Source organism: Pseudomonas sp. ES1 (assembly GCF_050586605.1).
GTDB lineage: Bacteria > Pseudomonadota > Gammaproteobacteria > Pseudomonadales > Pseudomonadaceae > Aquipseudomonas > Aquipseudomonas sichuanensis.
Map to the genome: position 1 here is coordinate 22,950 of NZ_JBOBDM010000058.1, position 16,668 is coordinate 39,617.

A 16,668-nucleotide genomic window follows, 5' to 3' on the forward strand; every position below is an offset into this window, starting at 1 on the left:
AAGCCGGCTCCCACAGGGTCACACGATATCCTGTGGGAGCCGGCTTGCCGGCGATGAGCCTTAACCCACTCAGTTTTTCAAAAACCCCGCCACCTTCTGGGCCGCCGCCTGCAGATGCTGCGCATGGCTGAACCCCGAAGCCTTCAGCGGCTTAAGATCATGGTCCGCCGCCACCAGCCAGCTCACTTCGATCGCTGGCGATAGTTCATACCCCTGCACCGCTTCCCGATTGCCCAAGGCATCACGCTCCCCCTGGACGATCAGCGTGCGCGTGCGCAGCCCGGCCAGGTGCTCGACGCGGGGCTTGTGCGGCTTGCCCACGGCATAGAACGGATAGCCCAGGCACACCAGCGCATCGGCACCGAGTTCGTCCGCCAACAGGCTGGCCATGCGCCCGCCCATGGACTTGCCACCGACGGCCAGAGGCCCCGCGACCAAAGGTCGCACCTGGTTGTACACATCGCGCCAGCAATCGAGCAGAACCTTCTGCGGATTGGGCGGGCGCCGGCCACCGTCGACACGCCGCTGGGCCATGTACGGAAACTCGAAGCGCACCACCCCTACCCCAAGCCCTGCCAGCCTTTGCGCCATGTCGTCCATGAACCCGCTGTCCATCGGCGCACCCGCGCCATGGGCCAGGATCAGCCAGCTGTTTTGCCCGCTTTCGCCGGTGATTCGCGGAGGATCGCAGCGCAAGCCTGGGGCATTTGCAATCTGCGCCCATTGATCCCCGTCAATACCGGCACTTTGCCCATTAATCATGCTTGCCTCGCTGTCTAGCCTGCCTATAACCGTGGATGGGAACCCATACATGAACACAACCAGCAGTACCGCCTACAACTATCAGGTGGTCCGCCAATTCGCCATCATGACGGTGGTGTGGGGCATCGTCGGGATGGGGCTCGGCGTCTTCATTGCCGCCCAGCTCGCCTGGCCCGCCCTCAACCTTGACCTGCCGTGGACCAGCTTCGGCCGCCTGCGACCCTTGCACACCAACGCGGTGATCTTCGCCTTCGGCGGCTGTGCCCTGTTCGCCACCTCGTATTATTCGGTGCAACGCACCTGCCAGACCACCCTGTTCGCACCGCGCCTGGCCGCGTTCACGTTCTGGGGCTGGCAATTGGTGATCCTGCTGGCGGCGATCAGCCTGCCGCTGGGCTACACCAGCTCGAAAGAGTACGCCGAACTGGAATGGCCGATCGACATCCTGATCACCATCGTCTGGGTCGCCTACGCCGTGGTGTTCTTCGGCACGCTGATGAAGCGCAACACCAAGCACATCTACGTGGGCAACTGGTTCTTCGGCGCGTTCATCCTCACCGTGGCGCTGCTGCACATCGTCAACAACCTGGAGCTGCCGGTCAGCCTGACCAAGTCGTACTCGGTGTACGCCGGGGCCACCGACGCCATGGTGCAATGGTGGTACGGCCACAACGCCGTAGGCTTCTTCCTCACCGCCGGCTTCCTCGGGATGATGTACTACTACGTGCCCAAGCAGGCCGAGCGCCCGGTGTATTCGTATCGCCTGTCGATCGTGCACTTCTGGGCGCTGATCACCCTGTACATCTGGGCCGGCCCGCACCACCTGCACTACACCGCGCTGCCGGACTGGGCGCAGTCGCTGGGCATGATCATGTCGCTGATCCTGCTGGCACCGAGCTGGGGCGGGATGATCAACGGCATGATGACCCTGTCGGGGGCCTGGCATAAGCTGCGCAGCGACCCGATCCTGCGCTTTTTGGTGGTATCGCTGGCGTTCTACGGCATGTCCACCTTCGAAGGCCCGATGATGGCCATCAAGACGGTCAACGCCCTCTCCCACTACACCGACTGGACCATTGGCCATGTGCACGCCGGCGCCCTCGGCTGGGTGGCGATGATTTCCATCGGCGCGCTGTACCACACCATCCCCAAAGTGTTCGGCAAGGAGCGCATGTACAGCCTCGGGCTGATCAACGCGCACTTCTGGCTGGCGACCATCGGCACCGTGCTGTACATCGCCTCGATGTGGGTCAACGGCATCGCCCAGGGCCTGATGTGGCGCGCGGTCAACAGCGACGGCACGCTCACCTACTCGTTCGTGGAAACCCTGGTGGCCAGCCACCCAGGCTTCGTCGTGCGCTTCGTCGGCGGCGCGATCTTCCTCAGCGGCATGTTCCTGATGGCCTGGAACACCTGGCGCACGGTGCGTTCGCCAAGCGTTGTGGAAGCCCCTGCCAACGCCCAGCTGGCTTGAGGAGTAGAGCCTGATGAAACATGAAGTCGTTGAGAAAAACATAGGCCTGATGGCGCTGCTGATGGTGTTCGCCGTCAGCATCGGCGGCCTGACCCAGATCGTCCCGCTGTTCTTCCAGGACGTCACCAACAAGCCGGTGGAGGGCATGAAGCCTTACACCGCCTTGCAGCTCGAAGGCCGCGACATCTACATCCGCGAAGGCTGCGTGGGTTGCCACTCGCAGATGATCCGCCCGTTCCGCGCCGAAACCGAGCGCTACGGCCACTACTCGGTGGCCGGCGAAAGCGTGTGGGACCACCCGTTCCTGTGGGGCTCCAAGCGTACCGGCCCGGACCTCGCCCGCGTGGGTGGCCGCTACTCCGATGACTGGCACCGCGCGCACCTGTACAACCCGCGCAACGTGGTACCGGAGTCGAAGATGCCGTCCTACCCGTGGCTGGTGGCGACCCAGGTCGACAACAGCCACACCGACGTCAAGCTGCGCACCCTGCGCACCCTCGGCGTGCCGTACACCGACGACGACATCGCCGGGGCCCGCGACGCAGTCAAGGGCAAGACCGAGATGGACGCGCTGGTCGCCTACCTGCAGGTGCTTGGCACCTCGATCAAGAACAAGAGGTGAGTGCGATGGAAATGGACATCGGCATGATCCGTGGCCTGGGCACCCTGGTGGTGATGATCGCCTTCATCGGCCTGTCGCTCTGGGTGTTCAACCGTCGCCGCGACCGTGATTTCGCCGAAGCGCGCCTGCTGCCCTTCGTCGACGACCGCCTGCCCCCTGCCGGGCAGGAACCCGCCATGAGGAGTAATGGGCAATGACCACCTTCTGGAGTACGTATATCAGCGTACTGACCATCGGCAGCCTAATCGGCCTGACCTGGCTGCTGCTCAGCACCCGCAAGGGCCAGAGCAGCGACACCACCGACCAGACCATGGGCCACAGCTTCGATGGCATCGAGGAGTACGACAACCCGCTGCCCAAGTGGTGGTTCTGGCTGTTCGTCGGCACCCTGGTGTTCTCGGTGGGCTACCTGATCCTGTACCCGGGCCTGGGCAACTGGAAAGGCATCCTGCCCGGCTACGAGAACGGCTGGACCGGCGTCGACGAGTGGAAAAGAGAGATGGAAAAGGCCGACGCCAAGTTCGGCCCGATCTTCGCCAAGTACGCCGCCATGCCAGTGGAAGAAGTGGCCAAGGACCCGCAAGCGCTGAAGATGGGCAGCCGGCTGTTCGCCTCCAACTGCTCGGTGTGCCACGGTTCCGACGCCAAGGGCTCCTACGGCTTCCCCAACCTGACCGACAAGGACTGGCGCTGGGGCGGCGAGCCGGAAACCATCAAGGCCTCGATCATGAACGGCCGGCACGGCGTGATGCCGGGCTGGGCCACGGTGATCGGCGAGCAGGGCGTGGCCGATGTGGCCGCTTACGTGCTGACCGGCCTGGACGGGCGCAGCCTGCCGGCGGAGGCCAAGGCCGACCCGGTCAAGGGCAAGGAGATCTTCGCCACCACCTGCGTCGCCTGCCACGGGCCGGAAGGCAAAGGTACCCCGGCGATGGGCGCACCTGACCTGACCCATCCGCAGGCGTTCATCTACGGCTCGAGCTTCGCCCAGTTGCAGCAGACCATCCGTTACGGCCGTCAGGGCCAGATGCCGGCGCAGCAGGACATCCAGGGCAATGACAAGGTGCACCTGCTGGCGGCGTATGTGTACAGCCTGTCGCAGGATCAAGTGCCAGAAACCGTAACTGCCAAGTAACACCCGAGGGCCGCATCGCGGCCCTTTTCGCGGGCAAGCCCGCTCCCACAGGGTCAGCGCCAACCTTGTGGGAACGGGCTTGCCCGCGAAGGGCTGCAAAGCAGCCCCCTCTCCTCCCCCCTTGCACCCCCTCCGAACACAACTAAGCTTGTTGCCACAGTGGCCCCGCTCGCAGCAGCCGGAGCAGACGTGGTGCACAGCCTGACACCACGCAGCGATTCCAGCCTTGCGAGCCCGCGCTTTGGGATGATGCCTTGCGTGCCCGTCCCGGCAATAAAAGCTTGACCGATCGATCAGAAAAACATGGGAAACGGTACACATTACAAAGATTTATTTGTGTACAATCGTTCGAACCCCTACGCCACGGGACGGTGGCGAACAGGGTCTGGACACGGGTCGGCACCAGTCGCCTTGCATTGTAATAACCCTGGTGGTTATCGATACTGGCGCCGATTTACCAACCAACAAGAATACCCAAACCGTGGAACCTTAGAATGAGCACTGCAATCAGTCCGACTGCTTATAACTATAAGGTCGTCCGCCAGTTCGCCATCATGACGGTGGTCTGGGGGATCCTTGGCATGGGGCTTGGCGTCTTCATCGCCTCGCAACTGGTATGGCCCCAGCTCAACCTGGACCTGCCATGGACGAGCTTCGGCCGCCTGCGCCCACTGCATACCAACCTGGTGATCTTCGCCTTCGGTGGCTGTGCCCTGTTCGGCACCAGCTACTACGTGGTGCAGCGTACCTGCCAGACCCGCCTGATCTCCGACAGCATGGCCGCCTTCACCTTCTGGGGCTGGCAGGCGGTGATCGTCGGCGCGCTGATCACGCTGCCCATGGGCTTCACCACCACCAAGGAATACGCCGAGCTCGAGTGGCCGCTGGCGATCCTGCTGGCCATCGTCTGGGTGACCTACGGGCTGGTGTTCTTCGGCACCATCGTCAAGCGCAAGACCAAGCACATCTATGTCGGCAACTGGTTCTACGGTGCCTTCATCGTGGTCACCGCGATGCTGCACATCGTCAACCACATGTCGCTGCCGGTGAGCCTGTTCAAGTCGTATTCGGCCTACGCCGGCGCCACCGACGCGATGATCCAGTGGTGGTACGGCCACAACGCCGTGGGCTTCTTCCTCACCACCGGCTTCCTCGGGATGATGTACTACTTCGTGCCCAAGCAGGCCGAGCGCCCGATCTACTCCTATCGCCTGTCCATCGTGCACTTCTGGGCGCTGATCACCCTGTACATCTGGGCCGGCCCGCACCACCTGCACTACACCGCCCTGCCGGACTGGGCGCAGTCGCTGGGCATGGTGATGTCGATCATCCTCCTGGCACCGAGCTGGGGCGGCATGATCAACGGCATGATGACCCTGTCGGGGGCCTGGCATAAGCTGCGCACCGACCCGATCCTGCGTTTCCTGGTGGTGTCGCTGGCGTTCTACGGCATGTCCACCTTCGAAGGCCCGATGATGGCCATCAAGACGGTCAACTCGCTGTCCCACTACACCGACTGGACCATCGGCCACGTGCATGCCGGCGCCCTCGGCTGGGTGGCGATGATCTCGATCGGCGCGGTCTACCACATGATCCCCAAACTGTACGGCCGCGAGCAGATGCACAGCGTCGGCCTGATCAACGCGCACTTCTGGCTGGCGACCATCGGCACCGTGCTGTACATCGCCTCGATGTGGGTCAACGGCATCACCCAGGGCCTGATGTGGCGCGCCATCAACGACGACGGCACCCTCACCTATTCGTTCGTCGAAGCGCTGCAGGCCAGCCACCCGGGCTACATCGTCCGCGCCCTGGGCGGTGCGTTCTTCGCCTCGGGCATGCTGCTGATGGCCTACAACGTGTTCCGCACCGTTCGCGCGGCCAACCCGGTACAGGCTGAGGAAGCCGCCAAGATCGTCGTCGTGGGAGCCCACTGATGAAGCATGAAGCAGTCGAGAAGAACATTGGCCTGATGGCCTTCTTCATGGTCATCGCCGTCAGCGTCGGTGGCCTCACCCAGATCGTCCCGCTGTTCTTCCAGGACGTCACCAACAAGCCGGTCGAGGGCATGAAGCCGCGCACCGCGCTGGAAGTGGAAGGCCGCGATATCTACATCCGCGAAGGCTGCGTGGGTTGCCACTCGCAGATGATCCGCCCGTTCCGCGCCGAGACCGAGCGCTACGGCCACTACTCGGTGGCCGGCGAAAGCGTGTGGGACCACCCGTTCCTGTGGGGCTCCAAGCGTACCGGCCCGGACCTCGCCCGCGTGGGTGGCCGCTACTCCGATGACTGGCACCGCGCGCACCTGTACAACCCGCGCAACGTGGTGCCGGAATCGAAGATGCCGTCCTACCCGTGGCTGGTCGAGAACAAGCTCGATGGCAAGGACACCGCCAAGAAACTGGAAGTCCTGCGCACCCTCGGCACGCCGTACACCGACGAAGACATCGCCGGTGCCCGCGACGCGGTCAAGGGCAAGACCGAGATGGACGCCCTGGTGGCGTACCTGCAAGGCCTTGGCACCCTCATCAAAAGCAAACGGTGACACTGATGGATATCGGGATGATTCGCGGCCTGGGCACCGTCGTGGTGCTGGTGGCTTTCGTGGGCCTGGCGCTGTGGGTGTTCAGCCCGCGGCGCAAAAAGGACTTCGACGAGGCCACGCAGTTGCCATTTGCGGACGACCCCGAGGCCACTCGCCACGTTGAGCACGCGAAAGCGCAAAAAGCTTCTGGGAGCAAACAACAATGACAACCTTCTGGAGTCTGTACGTCACCGTCCTGACCCTGGGCACCATCTTCGCCTTGAGCTGGCTGTTGCTGTCGACCCGCAAGGGCCAGCGCGAAGAGATCACCGACGAAACCGTCGGCCACGCCTTCGATGGCATCGAGGAATACGACAACCCGCTGCCCAAATGGTGGTTCTGGCTGTTCGTCGGCACCGTCGTGTTCGCCCTCGGCTATCTGGTGCTGTACCCGGGCCTGGGCAACTGGAAAGGCATCCTGCCGGGGTACGCGTACGTCGACAACGACAAAAAGACCGAGTTCTCCAACGGCCAGCCAGGCTGGACCGGCGTGCACGAGTGGGAAAAGGAGATGGCCAAGGCCGACGCCCGCTTCGGGCCGATCTTCGCCAAGTTCGCCGCCATGCCGCTGGAGGAAGTGGCCAAGGACCCGCAGGCGCTGAAGATGGGCGCGCGCCTGTTCGCCTCCAACTGCTCGGTGTGCCACGGCTCGGACGCCAAGGGCGCCTACGGTTTCCCCAACCTGACCGACAACGACTGGCGCTGGGGCGGTGAACCGGAAACCATCAAGACCACCATCATGGGCGGGCGCCACGGCGTTATGCCGGGCTGGACCACGGTGATCGGTGAACAGGGTGTGGCCGATGTGGCGGCGTTCGTGCTGACCAAGCTCGACGGCCGCACACTGCCCGAAGATGCCAAGGCCGACCCGGTCAAGGGCCAGCAGATCTTCGCCACCACCTGCGTGGCCTGCCATGGGCCTGAGGGCAAGGGCACACCAGCCATGGGTGCGCCGAACCTGACCCACCCGCAGGCGTTCATCTACGGCTCGAGCTTCGCCCAGCTGCAACAGACCATCCGCTACGGTCGCCAGGGCCAGATGCCGGCCCAGGAACAGCTGCAAGGCAACGACAAGGTGCACCTGCTGGCGGCGTATGTGTACAGCCTGTCGCATCAGGAGCCAGCACCGGCCAAGGCCGAGTAAGGCAGGCTTGGCCTCTTCGCGGGTAAACCCGCTCCCACAGGTCTCTCACCGGTTTCTGATGCGGTGCAGTACCTGTGGGAGCGGGTTCACCCGCGAAGAGGCCGGCACTGACGCCACAATTCCTGCAGGCCCCATGACCTGGATCAATTGACACCCGCCATATCACGATTCAAACCATCACCCAACGCGACTAAAGGTCGCAGCACGGCCCCGGCGCGCCAACACAGGCGTATCATGGGCCGCAGAGCGCCAGCAGAACGCGCGCGACTGCGGCCGGCAAGCACTGGCCGCGGCGTTTCTCCACTGCCGTGGGACTAGATGATGAGCAAGCAAATTCCGGTACATGACGTCACCCCGCCTGCCAGCAAAGGGAAGGATTCCGTCGACCTCTACGCATCACGCGAAAAAATCTACACCCGCGCCTTCACCGGCATTTTCCGCAGGCTGCGGATGGTCGGCGGCGCGGTGCTGTTCCTGCTGTATTTCGGTACCGTCTGGTTGAATTGGGGCGGCCACCAGGCCGTGTGGTGGAACCTGCCCGAGCGCAAGTTCTACATCTTCGGCGCCACGATCTGGCCGCAGGACTTCATCCTGCTCTCGGGCCTTCTGATCGTCGCGGCCTTCGGCCTGTTCTTCATCACGGTCTACGCCGGCCGCGTCTGGTGCGGTTATACCTGCCCGCAAAGCGTGTGGACCTGGGTGTTCATGTGGTGCGAAAAAGTCACCGAGGGTGACCGCAACCAACGCATGAAGCTGGACAAGGCGCCCATGAGCGGCAACAAGTTCCTGCGCAAGTTCGCCAAGCACAGCCTGTGGTTGCTGATCGGTTTCGTCACCGGCATGACCTTCGTCGGCTACTTCTCACCGATACGCGAGCTGGGCATCGAGTTCTTCACCGGCCAGGCCGACGGCTGGGCCTACTTCTGGGTCGGTTTCTTCACCCTGGCCACCTACGGCAACGCCGGCTGGCTGCGCGAGCAGGTGTGCGTGTACATGTGCCCCTACGCGCGCTTCCAGAGCGTGATGTTCGACAAGGACACCCTGATCGTCTCCTACGACCCGCGCCGTGGCGAAACCCGCGGCCCGCGCAAGAAGGACATCGACTACAAGGCCAAGGGGCTGGGCGACTGCATCGACTGCACCATGTGTGTACAGGTCTGCCCCACCGGCATCGACATCCGCGACGGCCTGCAGATCGAGTGCATCGGCTGCGCCGCCTGCATCGACGCCTGCGACAGCATCATGGACAAGATGAACTACCCCAAGGGCCTGATCAGCTACACCACCGAGCACAACCTGTCCGGGCAGAAAACCCACATGCTGCGCCCGCGCCTGATCGGCTACGCGCTGGTGCTGCTGGTGATGATCGGCGCCCTGACCACCGCCTTCGCCACCCGCTCGCTGGTCGGCTTCGACGTGGCCAAGGACCGGGTGCTGTACCGCGAAAACGCCCAGGGGCGGATCGAAAACGTGTACAGCCTCAAGGTGATGAACAAGGACCAGCGCGACCACGTCTACGTGCTGGATGCCGCCGGCCTGCCGGACCTGCGCCTGGAAGGCCACCGCGAAATCCGCGTGGCCGCCGGCGATATCGTCAGCCTGCCGGTGCAACTGTCGGTTGCCCCGGAGAAACTGCCCTCGACCACCAACGAAATCACCTTCATCCTCAAGGACGCCGACGACAGCGCCAGCCAGGTTGAAGCCAAGAGCCGCTTCATCGGCCCACAGATCCGCTGACTAGAGAGAACACAGACAATGCCTGCCGCCACCGCCGCCAGCCCCTGGTACAAGCACCTCTGGCCCTGGATCATCATCGGCATCCTGGCCACCTCGGTATGCCTGAGCCTGACCATGGTCAGCATTGCCGTGCGCAACCCGGACAACCTGGTCAACGACAACTACTACGAAGCCGGCAAGGGCATCAACCGCTCGCTGGACCGTGAGCTGCTGGCCCAGACCCTCAACATCAAGGCCAGCATCCACCTGGACGAACTGACCGGTGAAGTGGACGTGCGCCTGACCGGCAACAGCGCCCCGCAGGCACTGGAACTGAACCTGATTTCGCCGACCCAGCCCAACAAGGACCGCAAGGTACAACTGGCACGCACCGAGCCGGGTCGCTACGTCGGCCAGCTGGATGACAAGGTCGACGGCCGGCGCTTCGTCGAGTTGCTCGGCAGCCAGGATGACCATGTGTGGCGGCTGTTCGAAGAGGAGAAGGTCGAGCATGGCGTGACCTTGCAGTTGGGGGATGAGGCCATTCAAGGCGCCGAGCACCACTGACAGAACACCGCGCCCCTTGTGGGAGCGGGTTTACCCGCGAATGCGTCAAACCTGAAGACATCACTGCCTGCTCTGACGCGTTCGCGGGTGAACCCGCTCCCACAGGTACCCTGTCCAGACAGCCGACTTGCGTAAGGCAATGATGTAAATGACCCAACCCACCCCCTGCTACCACTGCGCCCTGCCCGTCCCCGCCGGCAGCCGCTTCACCACCGTGGTGCTCGGCGAGCCCCGGGCATTCTGTTGCCCGGGCTGCCAGGCAGTGGCCGAATCCATAGTCGCCGGGGGCCTTGAGCACTATTACCAGCACCGCAGCGACACCAGCGCCAACCCCGAAGCCCTGCCCCGCCAGTTGCAGGACGAACTGGCGCTGTACGACCGCGACGACGTGCAACAGGGCTTCGTGCGCCATGCCGGCGAACTGGCCGAAGCCACCCTGCTGGTCGAAGGCATCAGCTGCGCCGCCTGCGGCTGGCTGATCGAAAAACACCTGCGCACCCTGCCCGGGGTTGCCGAGGCACGGCTGAACCTGTCCAACCACCGCCTGCTGGTCAACTGGGCCGACAGCCAGTTGCCGCTGTCCAGGCTGCTGGCCGAGCTGCGCCGCATCGGCTATGCCGCCCACCCCTACCAGCCGGACCAGGCCGCCGAGCAACTGGCCCGGGAAAACCGCAGCGCCCTGCGCCGCCTGGGCGTGGCCGGGCTGCTGTGGTTCCAGGCAATGATGGCGACCATGGCCACCTGGCCAGAATTCAACATCGACCTGTCTCCCGAGCTGCACACCATCCTGCGCTGGGTCGCGCTGTTCCTCACTACTCCGATCGTGTTCTACAGCTGCGCGCCGTTCTTCAAGGGCGCCGCCCGCGACCTGCGTACCCGCCACCTGACCATGGACGTCTCGGTGTCGCTGGCCATCGCCCTGGCCTACTGCGCCGGGATCTGGACGGCGATCACCGGCAGTGGCGAGCTGTACTTCGACACCGTGGGCATGTTCGCCCTGTTCCTGCTGACCGGCCGCTACCTGGAGCGCCGCGCCCGCGAGCGCACGGCGGCGGCCACGGCGCAACTGGTCAACCTGCTGCCGGCCTCGTGCCTGCGCCTGGCTGCCGACGGCCAGGCCGAGCGCATCCTGCTCGGCGAACTGCAGTGCGGCGACCGCGTACAAGTGCTGCCCGGCGCGGTGATCCCCGCCGACGGCTGCATTATCGAAGGCCGCTCCAGCGTCGACGAATCGCTGCTCACCGGTGAATACCTGCCCTTGGCGCGGCGCACCGGCGACCGGGTCACCGGCGGCACCCTCAACGTCGAAAGCACCCTCACCATCGAGGTCCAGGCCCTGGGCCAGGACTCACGGCTGTCGGCCATCGTGCGCCTGCTGGAGCGGGCGCAAACCGAAAAACCGCGCCTGGCCGAGATCGCCGACCGCGCCTCGCAATGGTTCCTGCTGTTCACCCTGGTGGCGGCGGCGATCATCGGCCTGGTCTGGTGGCAACTCGATGCCGGGCGAGCGTTCTGGATCGTCCTGGCGATGCTGGTCGCCACCTGCCCCTGCGCCCTGTCGCTGGCCACCCCGACCGCCCTCACCGCCGCCACCGGCACCCTGCACAAGCTTGGCCTGCTGGTGACCCGCGGCCATGTGCTGGAAGGCCTCAACCAGATCGACACGGTGATCTTCGACAAGACCGGCACCCTCACCGAAGGCCGCCTGGCCCTGCGCAGCATCCGCCCGCTGGGGCGCCTGGATGCCGACCGCTGCCTGGCGCTGGCCGCCGCCTTGGAAAACCGCTCCGAACACCCCATCGCCCGTGCCTTCGGCCGCGCCGCCCGGCCGGCCGAGGCGGTCAACGCAGTGCCTGGGCTGGGCCTGGAAGGTGAGGTGGACAGCCAGCGCCTGCGCATCGGCCAGGCCACCTTCGTCTGCGCCCTGAGTGGCGCCGAAGTGCCTGGCGTACCCGAGCCACGCGGCCAATGGCTGCTGCTGGGCGACCGCCAGGGCCCGCTGGCCTGGTTCGGCCTGGATGACCGCCTGCGCGACGACGCCGCCGACCTGGTGGCCGCCTGCAAGGCCCGTGGCTGGCAGACCCTGCTGCTGTCCGGCGACAGCTCGCCGATGGTTGCCGAGGTGGCCACGCAGCTGGGCATAGACCAGGCCGTCGGCGGCCTGCGCCCGGACGACAAGCTCGCGCGCCTGAAACAGCTCCAGGCCGAAGGGCGCAAGGTGCTGATGCTGGGTGACGGGGTGAACGATGTACCGGTCCTGGCCGCCGCCGATATCAGCATCGCCATGGGCAGCGCCACCGACCTTGCCAAGACCAGCGCCGACGCCGTGCTGCTGTCCAACAACCTGCACGCACTGGTGCAGGCCTTCGCCCTGGCCCGGCGCACCCGCCGCAACATTGTCGAGAACCTGCTCTGGGCGACCCTGTACAATGGCCTCATGCTGCCGTTCGCCGCACTCGGCTGGATCACCCCGGTCTGGGCGGCGGTCGGCATGTCGGTCAGCTCGCTGATCGTCGTGCTCAACGCCTTGCGCCTGACCCGGCTGCCAACGGCAGCGGGCGTACCGCTGAGCGCGCCACCGTCACTTGGAAGGAAAACCCTATGCCCGCCCTCTACGTGATGATCCCCGCCGCCCTGCTGCTGGTCGGGGTGGCCGTGTACATCTTCTTCTGGGCGGTGGACAGCGGCCAGTACGACGACCTTGAAGGCCCGGCCCACAGCATCCTGTTCGACGACCAGGACCCGCGCCACCAGGCCGCGGTCAAACACGACGAACAACCTCCCGAAGACAAGGACGCCAAACCGAGTGCCTGAACTGATCCCCCTGCTCGGCTCGGCCCTGGTCCTCGGCCTGCTCGGCGGCGGCCACTGCCTGGGGATGTGCGGCGGCCTGATGGGCGCACTGACCCTGGCCATCCCGCCGGAGCAGCGCAACCGGCGCCTGCGCCTGTTGCTGGCCTACAACCTCGGACGCATCCTCAGCTACGCCGCGGCCGGCCTGCTGCTGGGCCTGGCCGGCGTGGCCCTGGCCAGCAGCCCGCTGGCGCTCGGGCTGCGGGTGGTCGCGGCGCTGCTGCTGATCGCCATGGGCCTGTACCTGGCCGGGTGGTGGAGCGGCCTGACACGCATTGAAGCGCTCGGGCGCGGCCTGTGGCGCCATATACAACCGCTGGCCACACGGCTGCTGCCGGTGTCCAGCCTGCCTCGCGCCCTGTTGCTCGGCGCCTTGTGGGGCTGGCTGCCGTGCGGGCTGGTGTACAGCACCCTGCTGTGGGCGGCCAGCCAGGGTAATGCGCTGCACAGCGGGGCATTGATGCTGGCGTTCGGGCTGGGCACCTGGCCGGTGTTGCTGGCCACGGGGTTGGCGGCGGAGCGTGTGGGCAGCGTGCTGCGCAAGCGCGGAGTGCGCATGGCAGGTGGGCTGCTGGTGATTCTGTTCGGGCTTTGGACACTGCCGGGGCCCCATCAGCACTGGCTCATGGGGCACTGAGAGGCTGCTGCGCAGCCTTTTCGCCGGCAAGCCGGCTCCCACACCGATCGCGTCGCCTCAAGCCTGTGGGAGCTGGCTTGCCAGCGAAAGGACCGCGTAGCGGCCCCATGCGGTGACCGCAAGATCTGCTGATACAAATCAACACGACTTCTTGCCCACGTCCCTAGACTCCGGACACTGCTGCTCTATCCGGGGACTGCCCACATGCTCGACGACCTACGCTGGGACGCCGACCTGATCCGTCGTTACGATCTGGCCGGGCCACGCTACACCTCCTACCCTACCGCCGTGCAACTGCATGGCGAAGTGGGCTCGTTCGACCTGCTCCACGCCCTGCGCGAGAGCCGTCGGGCCACGCGCCCGCTATCGCTGTACGTGCACGTGCCGTTCTGCGCCAACATCTGCTACTACTGCGCATGCAACAAGGTCATCACCAAGGACCGCGGCCGCGCCGCGCCCTACCTGCAGCGCCTGGAACAGGAAATCCAGCTGCTCGCCTGCCACCTGGACCCCAAGCAGCGCGTCGAGCAGCTGCACTTCGGCGGCGGCACCCCGACCTTTCTCAGCCATGTGGAACTGCGCCAGCTGATGGCGACCCTGCGCCAGCACTTCAACCTGCTGGACGATGACTCCGGTGACTACGGCATCGAGATCGACCCGCGCGAGGCCGACTGGTCGACCATGGGGCTGCTGCGCGAGCTGGGCTTCAACCGCGTCAGCCTCGGCGTGCAGGACCTCGACCCGGCGGTGCAGCGCGCGGTCAACCGCCTGCAGAGCCTGGAACAGACCCGCACCCTGATCGAAGCGGCGCGCACCCTGCAGTTCCGCTCGATCAACCTCGACCTGATCTACGGCCTGCCCAAGCAGACCCCGGAAGGTTTCGCCCGCACTGTCGAGGAAGTGATCCGCCTGCAACCCGATCGCCTGTCGGTGTTCAACTACGCCCACCTGCCCGAGCGCTTCATGCCGCAGCGGCGCATCGACAGTAACGACCTGCCGGCCCCCGCGGCCAAACTGGAGATGCTCCACGCCACCATCGACCAGCTGACCGCCGCCGGCTACCGCTACATCGGCATGGACCATTTCGCCCTGCCCGACGACGAACTGGCCATCGCCCAGGAAGAAGGCACCCTGCAGCGCAACTTCCAGGGTTACACCACCCACGGCCATTGCGACCTGATCGGCCTGGGGGTCTCGGCCATCAGCCAGATCGGCGACCTGTACTGCCAGAACAGCAGCGACCTCAACACCTACCAGGACACCCTGTCCACCGCCCAACTGGCCACCCAGCGCGGCCTGCTGTGCAACCAGGACGACCGCCTGCGGCGGGCAGTGATCCAGCAGCTGATCTGCCATTTCGAGCTGGACTTCGAGCAGATCGAACGGCAATTCACCATCGATTTTCGCGGCTACTTCAACGAAATCTGGCCGCAATTGCACGCCATGCAGCGCGACGGCCTGATCAGCCTCGACAGCAAAGGCATCCGCATCCTGCCAGGCGGGCGCCTGCTGGCGCGCTCGGTGTGCATGGTCTTTGACGCTTACCTCGCGCAACAGAATCGCCAGCGTTTCTCGCGGGTGATCTGAGGCGATTGAGGCGTTTCACCGCATGGACAGCCCGCCTTCAGGGGCACACTATGGACAGTCGAAAGGTACCGGAAACATCCACTCCGGGCCGCCGCCAGCACGCACCAAACAAGTGCATGCTGGCCTCCAGCCTATGCCGTGGGTTACCCTTACGGCTTATGTGTGCTTTCCCACAAGGATCGAAGAAATGTCCGAGCCAGTAAAACTGCGCCCACACAACCAGGCCCACTGCAAGGATTGCAGCCTGGCCCCCCTGTGCCTGCCCCTGTCCCTCAACCTCGAGGACATGGATGCACTGGATGAAATCGTCAAACGCGGCCGCCCACTGAAAAAAGGCGAATTCCTGTTCCGCCAAGGTGACAATTTCGGCTCGGTTTACGCAGTCCGCTCCGGCGCCCTCAAGACCTTCAGCCTCAGCGACGCCGGCGAAGAACAGATCACCGGCTTCCACCTGCCCAGCGAGCTGGTCGGCCTGTCCGGCATGGACACCGAGGCCTATCCGGTGTCGGCCCAGGCCCAGGAAACCACCTCGGTGTGCGAGATCCCCTTCGAACGCCTGGATGAGCTTTCGGTACAACTGCCGCAATTGCGCCGCCAGCTGATGCGGGTGATGAGCCGTGAAATCCGCGACGACCAGCAGATGATGCTGCTGCTGTCGAAGAAAACCGCCGACGAGCGCATCGCCACCTTCCTGGTCAACCTGTCCGCGCGCTTCCGCGCCCGTGGTTACTCGGCCAACCAGTTCCGCCTGAGCATGTCGCGCAACGAGATCGGCAACTACCTGGGCCTGGCCGTGGAAACCGTCTCGCGGGTGTTCACCCGCTTCCAGCAGAACGGCCTGCTCAAGGCCGAGGGCAAGGAAGTGCATATCCTCGACCCGATCCAGCTGTGCGCGCTGGCCGGTGGTGCAATGGAGGCCTGACAAAGGCCGGATGCGGGTATACTGGCGCCTTGGTTTTTCCAGGATACCCGCACCATGCACAGCGACACTTTCGACCTCAAAGCCCTGATTCGCCCGGTAGTGGACTTCCCCAAACCGGGGGTCATCTTCCGCGATATAACCCCGTTGTTCCAATCGCCGCGTGGGCTGCGCTACGTCGCTGACCAGTTCATCGAGCGCTATGTCGAGGCCGAGTTCAGCCATATCGGTGCCATGGATGCGCGGGGCTTCCTGATCGGCTCGATCATCGCCCACCAGTTGAACAAGCCGCTGATCCTGTTCCGCAAGCAAGGCAAGCTGCCGGCCGACGTGCTGTCGGAGGGTTACCAGACCGAGTACGGCGAAGCCTTCCTGGAAGTGCATGCCGACAGCCTGTGCGAAGGGGATTCGGTGCTGATCTTCGATGACCTGATCGCCACCGGCGGCACCCTGCTGGCGGCAGCCAACCTGGTGCGCCGCACCGGGGCACAGGTGTTCGAAGCCGCAGCGATCATCGATTTGCCCGAGCTGGAAGGCTCGCGCCGGCTGCAGGCGGCCGGGGTGCCGACTTTCTGCCTGACCGAGTTCTCGCTCAGCGAATACTGATTTCACGTCCAGAACGATCGCGGGGCAAGCCCGCTCCCACCAAGAAGCGTGGGGGGGGGTTT

The 16,668-nt window shown here is 64.9% G+C and carries 17 protein-coding genes; 16 read left to right on the forward strand and 1 reads right to left on the reverse strand.

Annotated elements, in window-relative coordinates:
- Positions 1–69 precede the first annotated feature (69 nt).
- On the reverse strand, positions 70–762 hold the full coding sequence (locus ACQ4N9_RS21395; RefSeq protein WP_390967324.1) for an alpha/beta family hydrolase: 693 nt from the start codon (positions 760–762) through the stop codon (positions 70–72).
- Between the two features lie 49 nt (positions 763–811).
- On the opposite strand from ACQ4N9_RS21395, the gene ccoN (ACQ4N9_RS21400) reads away from it, so the two are divergent.
- The 16 genes from ccoN (ACQ4N9_RS21400) (at position 812) to ACQ4N9_RS21475 (ending at position 16,606) form a co-directional block, all read left to right on the forward strand.
- The gene (ccoN, locus tag ACQ4N9_RS21400) at positions 812–2,236 is read left to right on the forward strand and encodes a cytochrome-c oxidase, cbb3-type subunit I (protein ID WP_110994029.1); all 1,425 of its coding nucleotides are present in this window, start codon (positions 812–814) and stop codon (positions 2,234–2,236) included.
- A gap of 13 nt (positions 2,237–2,249) precedes the next feature.
- On the forward strand, positions 2,250–2,858 hold the full coding sequence (ccoO, locus tag ACQ4N9_RS21405) for a cytochrome-c oxidase, cbb3-type subunit II (RefSeq protein WP_110994030.1): 609 nt from the start codon (positions 2,250–2,252) through the stop codon (positions 2,856–2,858).
- Between the two features lie 5 nt (positions 2,859–2,863).
- On the forward strand, positions 2,864–3,055 hold the full coding sequence (locus tag ACQ4N9_RS21410; protein ID WP_110994031.1) for a cbb3-type cytochrome oxidase subunit 3: 192 nt from the start codon (positions 2,864–2,866) through the stop codon (positions 3,053–3,055).
- Positions 3,052–3,993, forward strand: coding sequence for a cytochrome-c oxidase, cbb3-type subunit III (gene ccoP, locus ACQ4N9_RS21415; protein WP_347148409.1), 942 nt, complete (start codon positions 3,052–3,054; stop codon positions 3,991–3,993). Before ACQ4N9_RS21410 ends, ccoP (ACQ4N9_RS21415) begins: the two co-directional genes overlap by 4 nt.
- Positions 3,994–4,487: 494 nt before the next feature.
- A complete protein-coding gene (gene ccoN, locus ACQ4N9_RS21420; protein WP_125464925.1) occupies positions 4,488–5,930 on the forward strand; it encodes a cytochrome-c oxidase, cbb3-type subunit I in 1,443 nt (480 codons plus the stop codon).
- Positions 5,930–6,538, forward strand: coding sequence for a cytochrome-c oxidase, cbb3-type subunit II (gene ccoO / locus ACQ4N9_RS21425; RefSeq protein ID WP_110994033.1), 609 nt, complete (start codon positions 5,930–5,932; stop codon positions 6,536–6,538). The genes ccoN (ACQ4N9_RS21420) and ccoO (ACQ4N9_RS21425) overlap by 1 nt, the downstream gene beginning before the upstream one ends.
- 5 nt (positions 6,539–6,543) lie before the next feature.
- A complete protein-coding gene (locus tag ACQ4N9_RS21430) occupies positions 6,544–6,744 on the forward strand; it encodes a cbb3-type cytochrome oxidase subunit 3 (RefSeq protein WP_110994041.1) in 201 nt (66 codons plus the stop codon).
- Entirely contained in the window at positions 6,741–7,721 is a 981-nt protein-coding gene (gene ccoP / locus ACQ4N9_RS21435) for a cytochrome-c oxidase, cbb3-type subunit III (protein ID WP_390967323.1), read from the forward strand. The genes ACQ4N9_RS21430 and ccoP (ACQ4N9_RS21435) overlap by 4 nt, the downstream gene beginning before the upstream one ends.
- Before the next feature lie 321 nt (positions 7,722–8,042).
- Entirely contained in the window at positions 8,043–9,458 is a 1,416-nt protein-coding gene (gene ccoG / locus ACQ4N9_RS21440; RefSeq protein WP_390967322.1) for a cytochrome c oxidase accessory protein CcoG, read from the forward strand.
- A gap of 18 nt (positions 9,459–9,476) precedes the next feature.
- Positions 9,477–10,004 (forward strand): FixH family protein, encoded by a 528-nt coding sequence (locus ACQ4N9_RS21445; protein WP_110994036.1) that lies wholly within the window; start codon positions 9,477–9,479, stop codon positions 10,002–10,004.
- 148 nt (positions 10,005–10,152) lie between these two features.
- Positions 10,153–12,624: a heavy metal translocating P-type ATPase gene (locus ACQ4N9_RS21450; RefSeq protein ID WP_390967321.1), complete on the forward strand. Its 2,472-nt coding sequence runs from the start codon at positions 10,153–10,155 to the stop codon at positions 12,622–12,624.
- Positions 12,606–12,818, forward strand: coding sequence for a cbb3-type cytochrome oxidase assembly protein CcoS (gene ccoS, locus ACQ4N9_RS21455; protein WP_110994038.1), 213 nt, complete (start codon positions 12,606–12,608; stop codon positions 12,816–12,818). Before ACQ4N9_RS21450 ends, ccoS begins: the two co-directional genes overlap by 19 nt.
- A complete protein-coding gene (locus ACQ4N9_RS21460; RefSeq protein WP_390967320.1) occupies positions 12,811–13,494 on the forward strand; it encodes a sulfite exporter TauE/SafE family protein in 684 nt (227 codons plus the stop codon). The genes ccoS and ACQ4N9_RS21460 overlap by 8 nt, the downstream gene beginning before the upstream one ends.
- Positions 13,495–13,698: 204 nt before the next feature.
- Entirely contained in the window at positions 13,699–15,081 is a 1,383-nt protein-coding gene (hemN, locus tag ACQ4N9_RS21465; protein ID WP_390967319.1) for an oxygen-independent coproporphyrinogen III oxidase, read from the forward strand.
- 187 nt (positions 15,082–15,268) lie between these two features.
- Positions 15,269–16,003: a Crp/Fnr family transcriptional regulator FnrA gene (gene fnrA, locus ACQ4N9_RS21470; protein ID WP_110991794.1), complete on the forward strand. Its 735-nt coding sequence runs from the start codon at positions 15,269–15,271 to the stop codon at positions 16,001–16,003.
- A 54-nt stretch (positions 16,004–16,057) separates the two neighbouring features.
- Positions 16,058–16,606, forward strand: a complete 549-nt coding sequence (locus tag ACQ4N9_RS21475; RefSeq protein WP_028692867.1) for an adenine phosphoribosyltransferase — start codon at positions 16,058–16,060, stop codon at positions 16,604–16,606.
- Positions 16,607–16,668 lie beyond the last annotated feature (62 nt).

Coding starts and splice junctions, on each gene's coding strand:
- ACQ4N9_RS21395 (WP_390967324.1), bottom strand. CDS start 762: ATGATTAATGGGCAAAGTGCCGGTATTGACGGGGATCAATGGGCGCAG.
- ccoN (WP_110994029.1), top strand. CDS start 812: ATGAACACAACCAGCAGTACCGCCTACAACTATCAGGTGGTCCGCCAA.
- ccoO (WP_110994030.1), top strand. CDS start 2,250: ATGAAACATGAAGTCGTTGAGAAAAACATAGGCCTGATGGCGCTGCTG.
- ACQ4N9_RS21410 (WP_110994031.1), top strand. CDS start 2,864: ATGGAAATGGACATCGGCATGATCCGTGGCCTGGGCACCCTGGTGGTG.
- ccoP (WP_347148409.1), top strand. CDS start 3,052: ATGACCACCTTCTGGAGTACGTATATCAGCGTACTGACCATCGGCAGC.
- ccoN (WP_125464925.1), top strand. CDS start 4,488: ATGAGCACTGCAATCAGTCCGACTGCTTATAACTATAAGGTCGTCCGC.
- ccoO (WP_110994033.1), top strand. CDS start 5,930: ATGAAGCATGAAGCAGTCGAGAAGAACATTGGCCTGATGGCCTTCTTC.
- ACQ4N9_RS21430 (WP_110994041.1), top strand. CDS start 6,544: ATGGATATCGGGATGATTCGCGGCCTGGGCACCGTCGTGGTGCTGGTG.
- ccoP (WP_390967323.1), top strand. CDS start 6,741: ATGACAACCTTCTGGAGTCTGTACGTCACCGTCCTGACCCTGGGCACC.
- ccoG (WP_390967322.1), top strand. CDS start 8,043: ATGAGCAAGCAAATTCCGGTACATGACGTCACCCCGCCTGCCAGCAAA.
- ACQ4N9_RS21445 (WP_110994036.1), top strand. CDS start 9,477: ATGCCTGCCGCCACCGCCGCCAGCCCCTGGTACAAGCACCTCTGGCCC.
- ACQ4N9_RS21450 (WP_390967321.1), top strand. CDS start 10,153: ATGACCCAACCCACCCCCTGCTACCACTGCGCCCTGCCCGTCCCCGCC.
- ccoS (WP_110994038.1), top strand. CDS start 12,606: ATGCCCGCCCTCTACGTGATGATCCCCGCCGCCCTGCTGCTGGTCGGG.
- hemN (WP_390967319.1), top strand. CDS start 13,699: ATGCTCGACGACCTACGCTGGGACGCCGACCTGATCCGTCGTTACGAT.
- fnrA (WP_110991794.1), top strand. CDS start 15,269: ATGTCCGAGCCAGTAAAACTGCGCCCACACAACCAGGCCCACTGCAAG.
- ACQ4N9_RS21475 (WP_028692867.1), top strand. CDS start 16,058: ATGCACAGCGACACTTTCGACCTCAAAGCCCTGATTCGCCCGGTAGTG.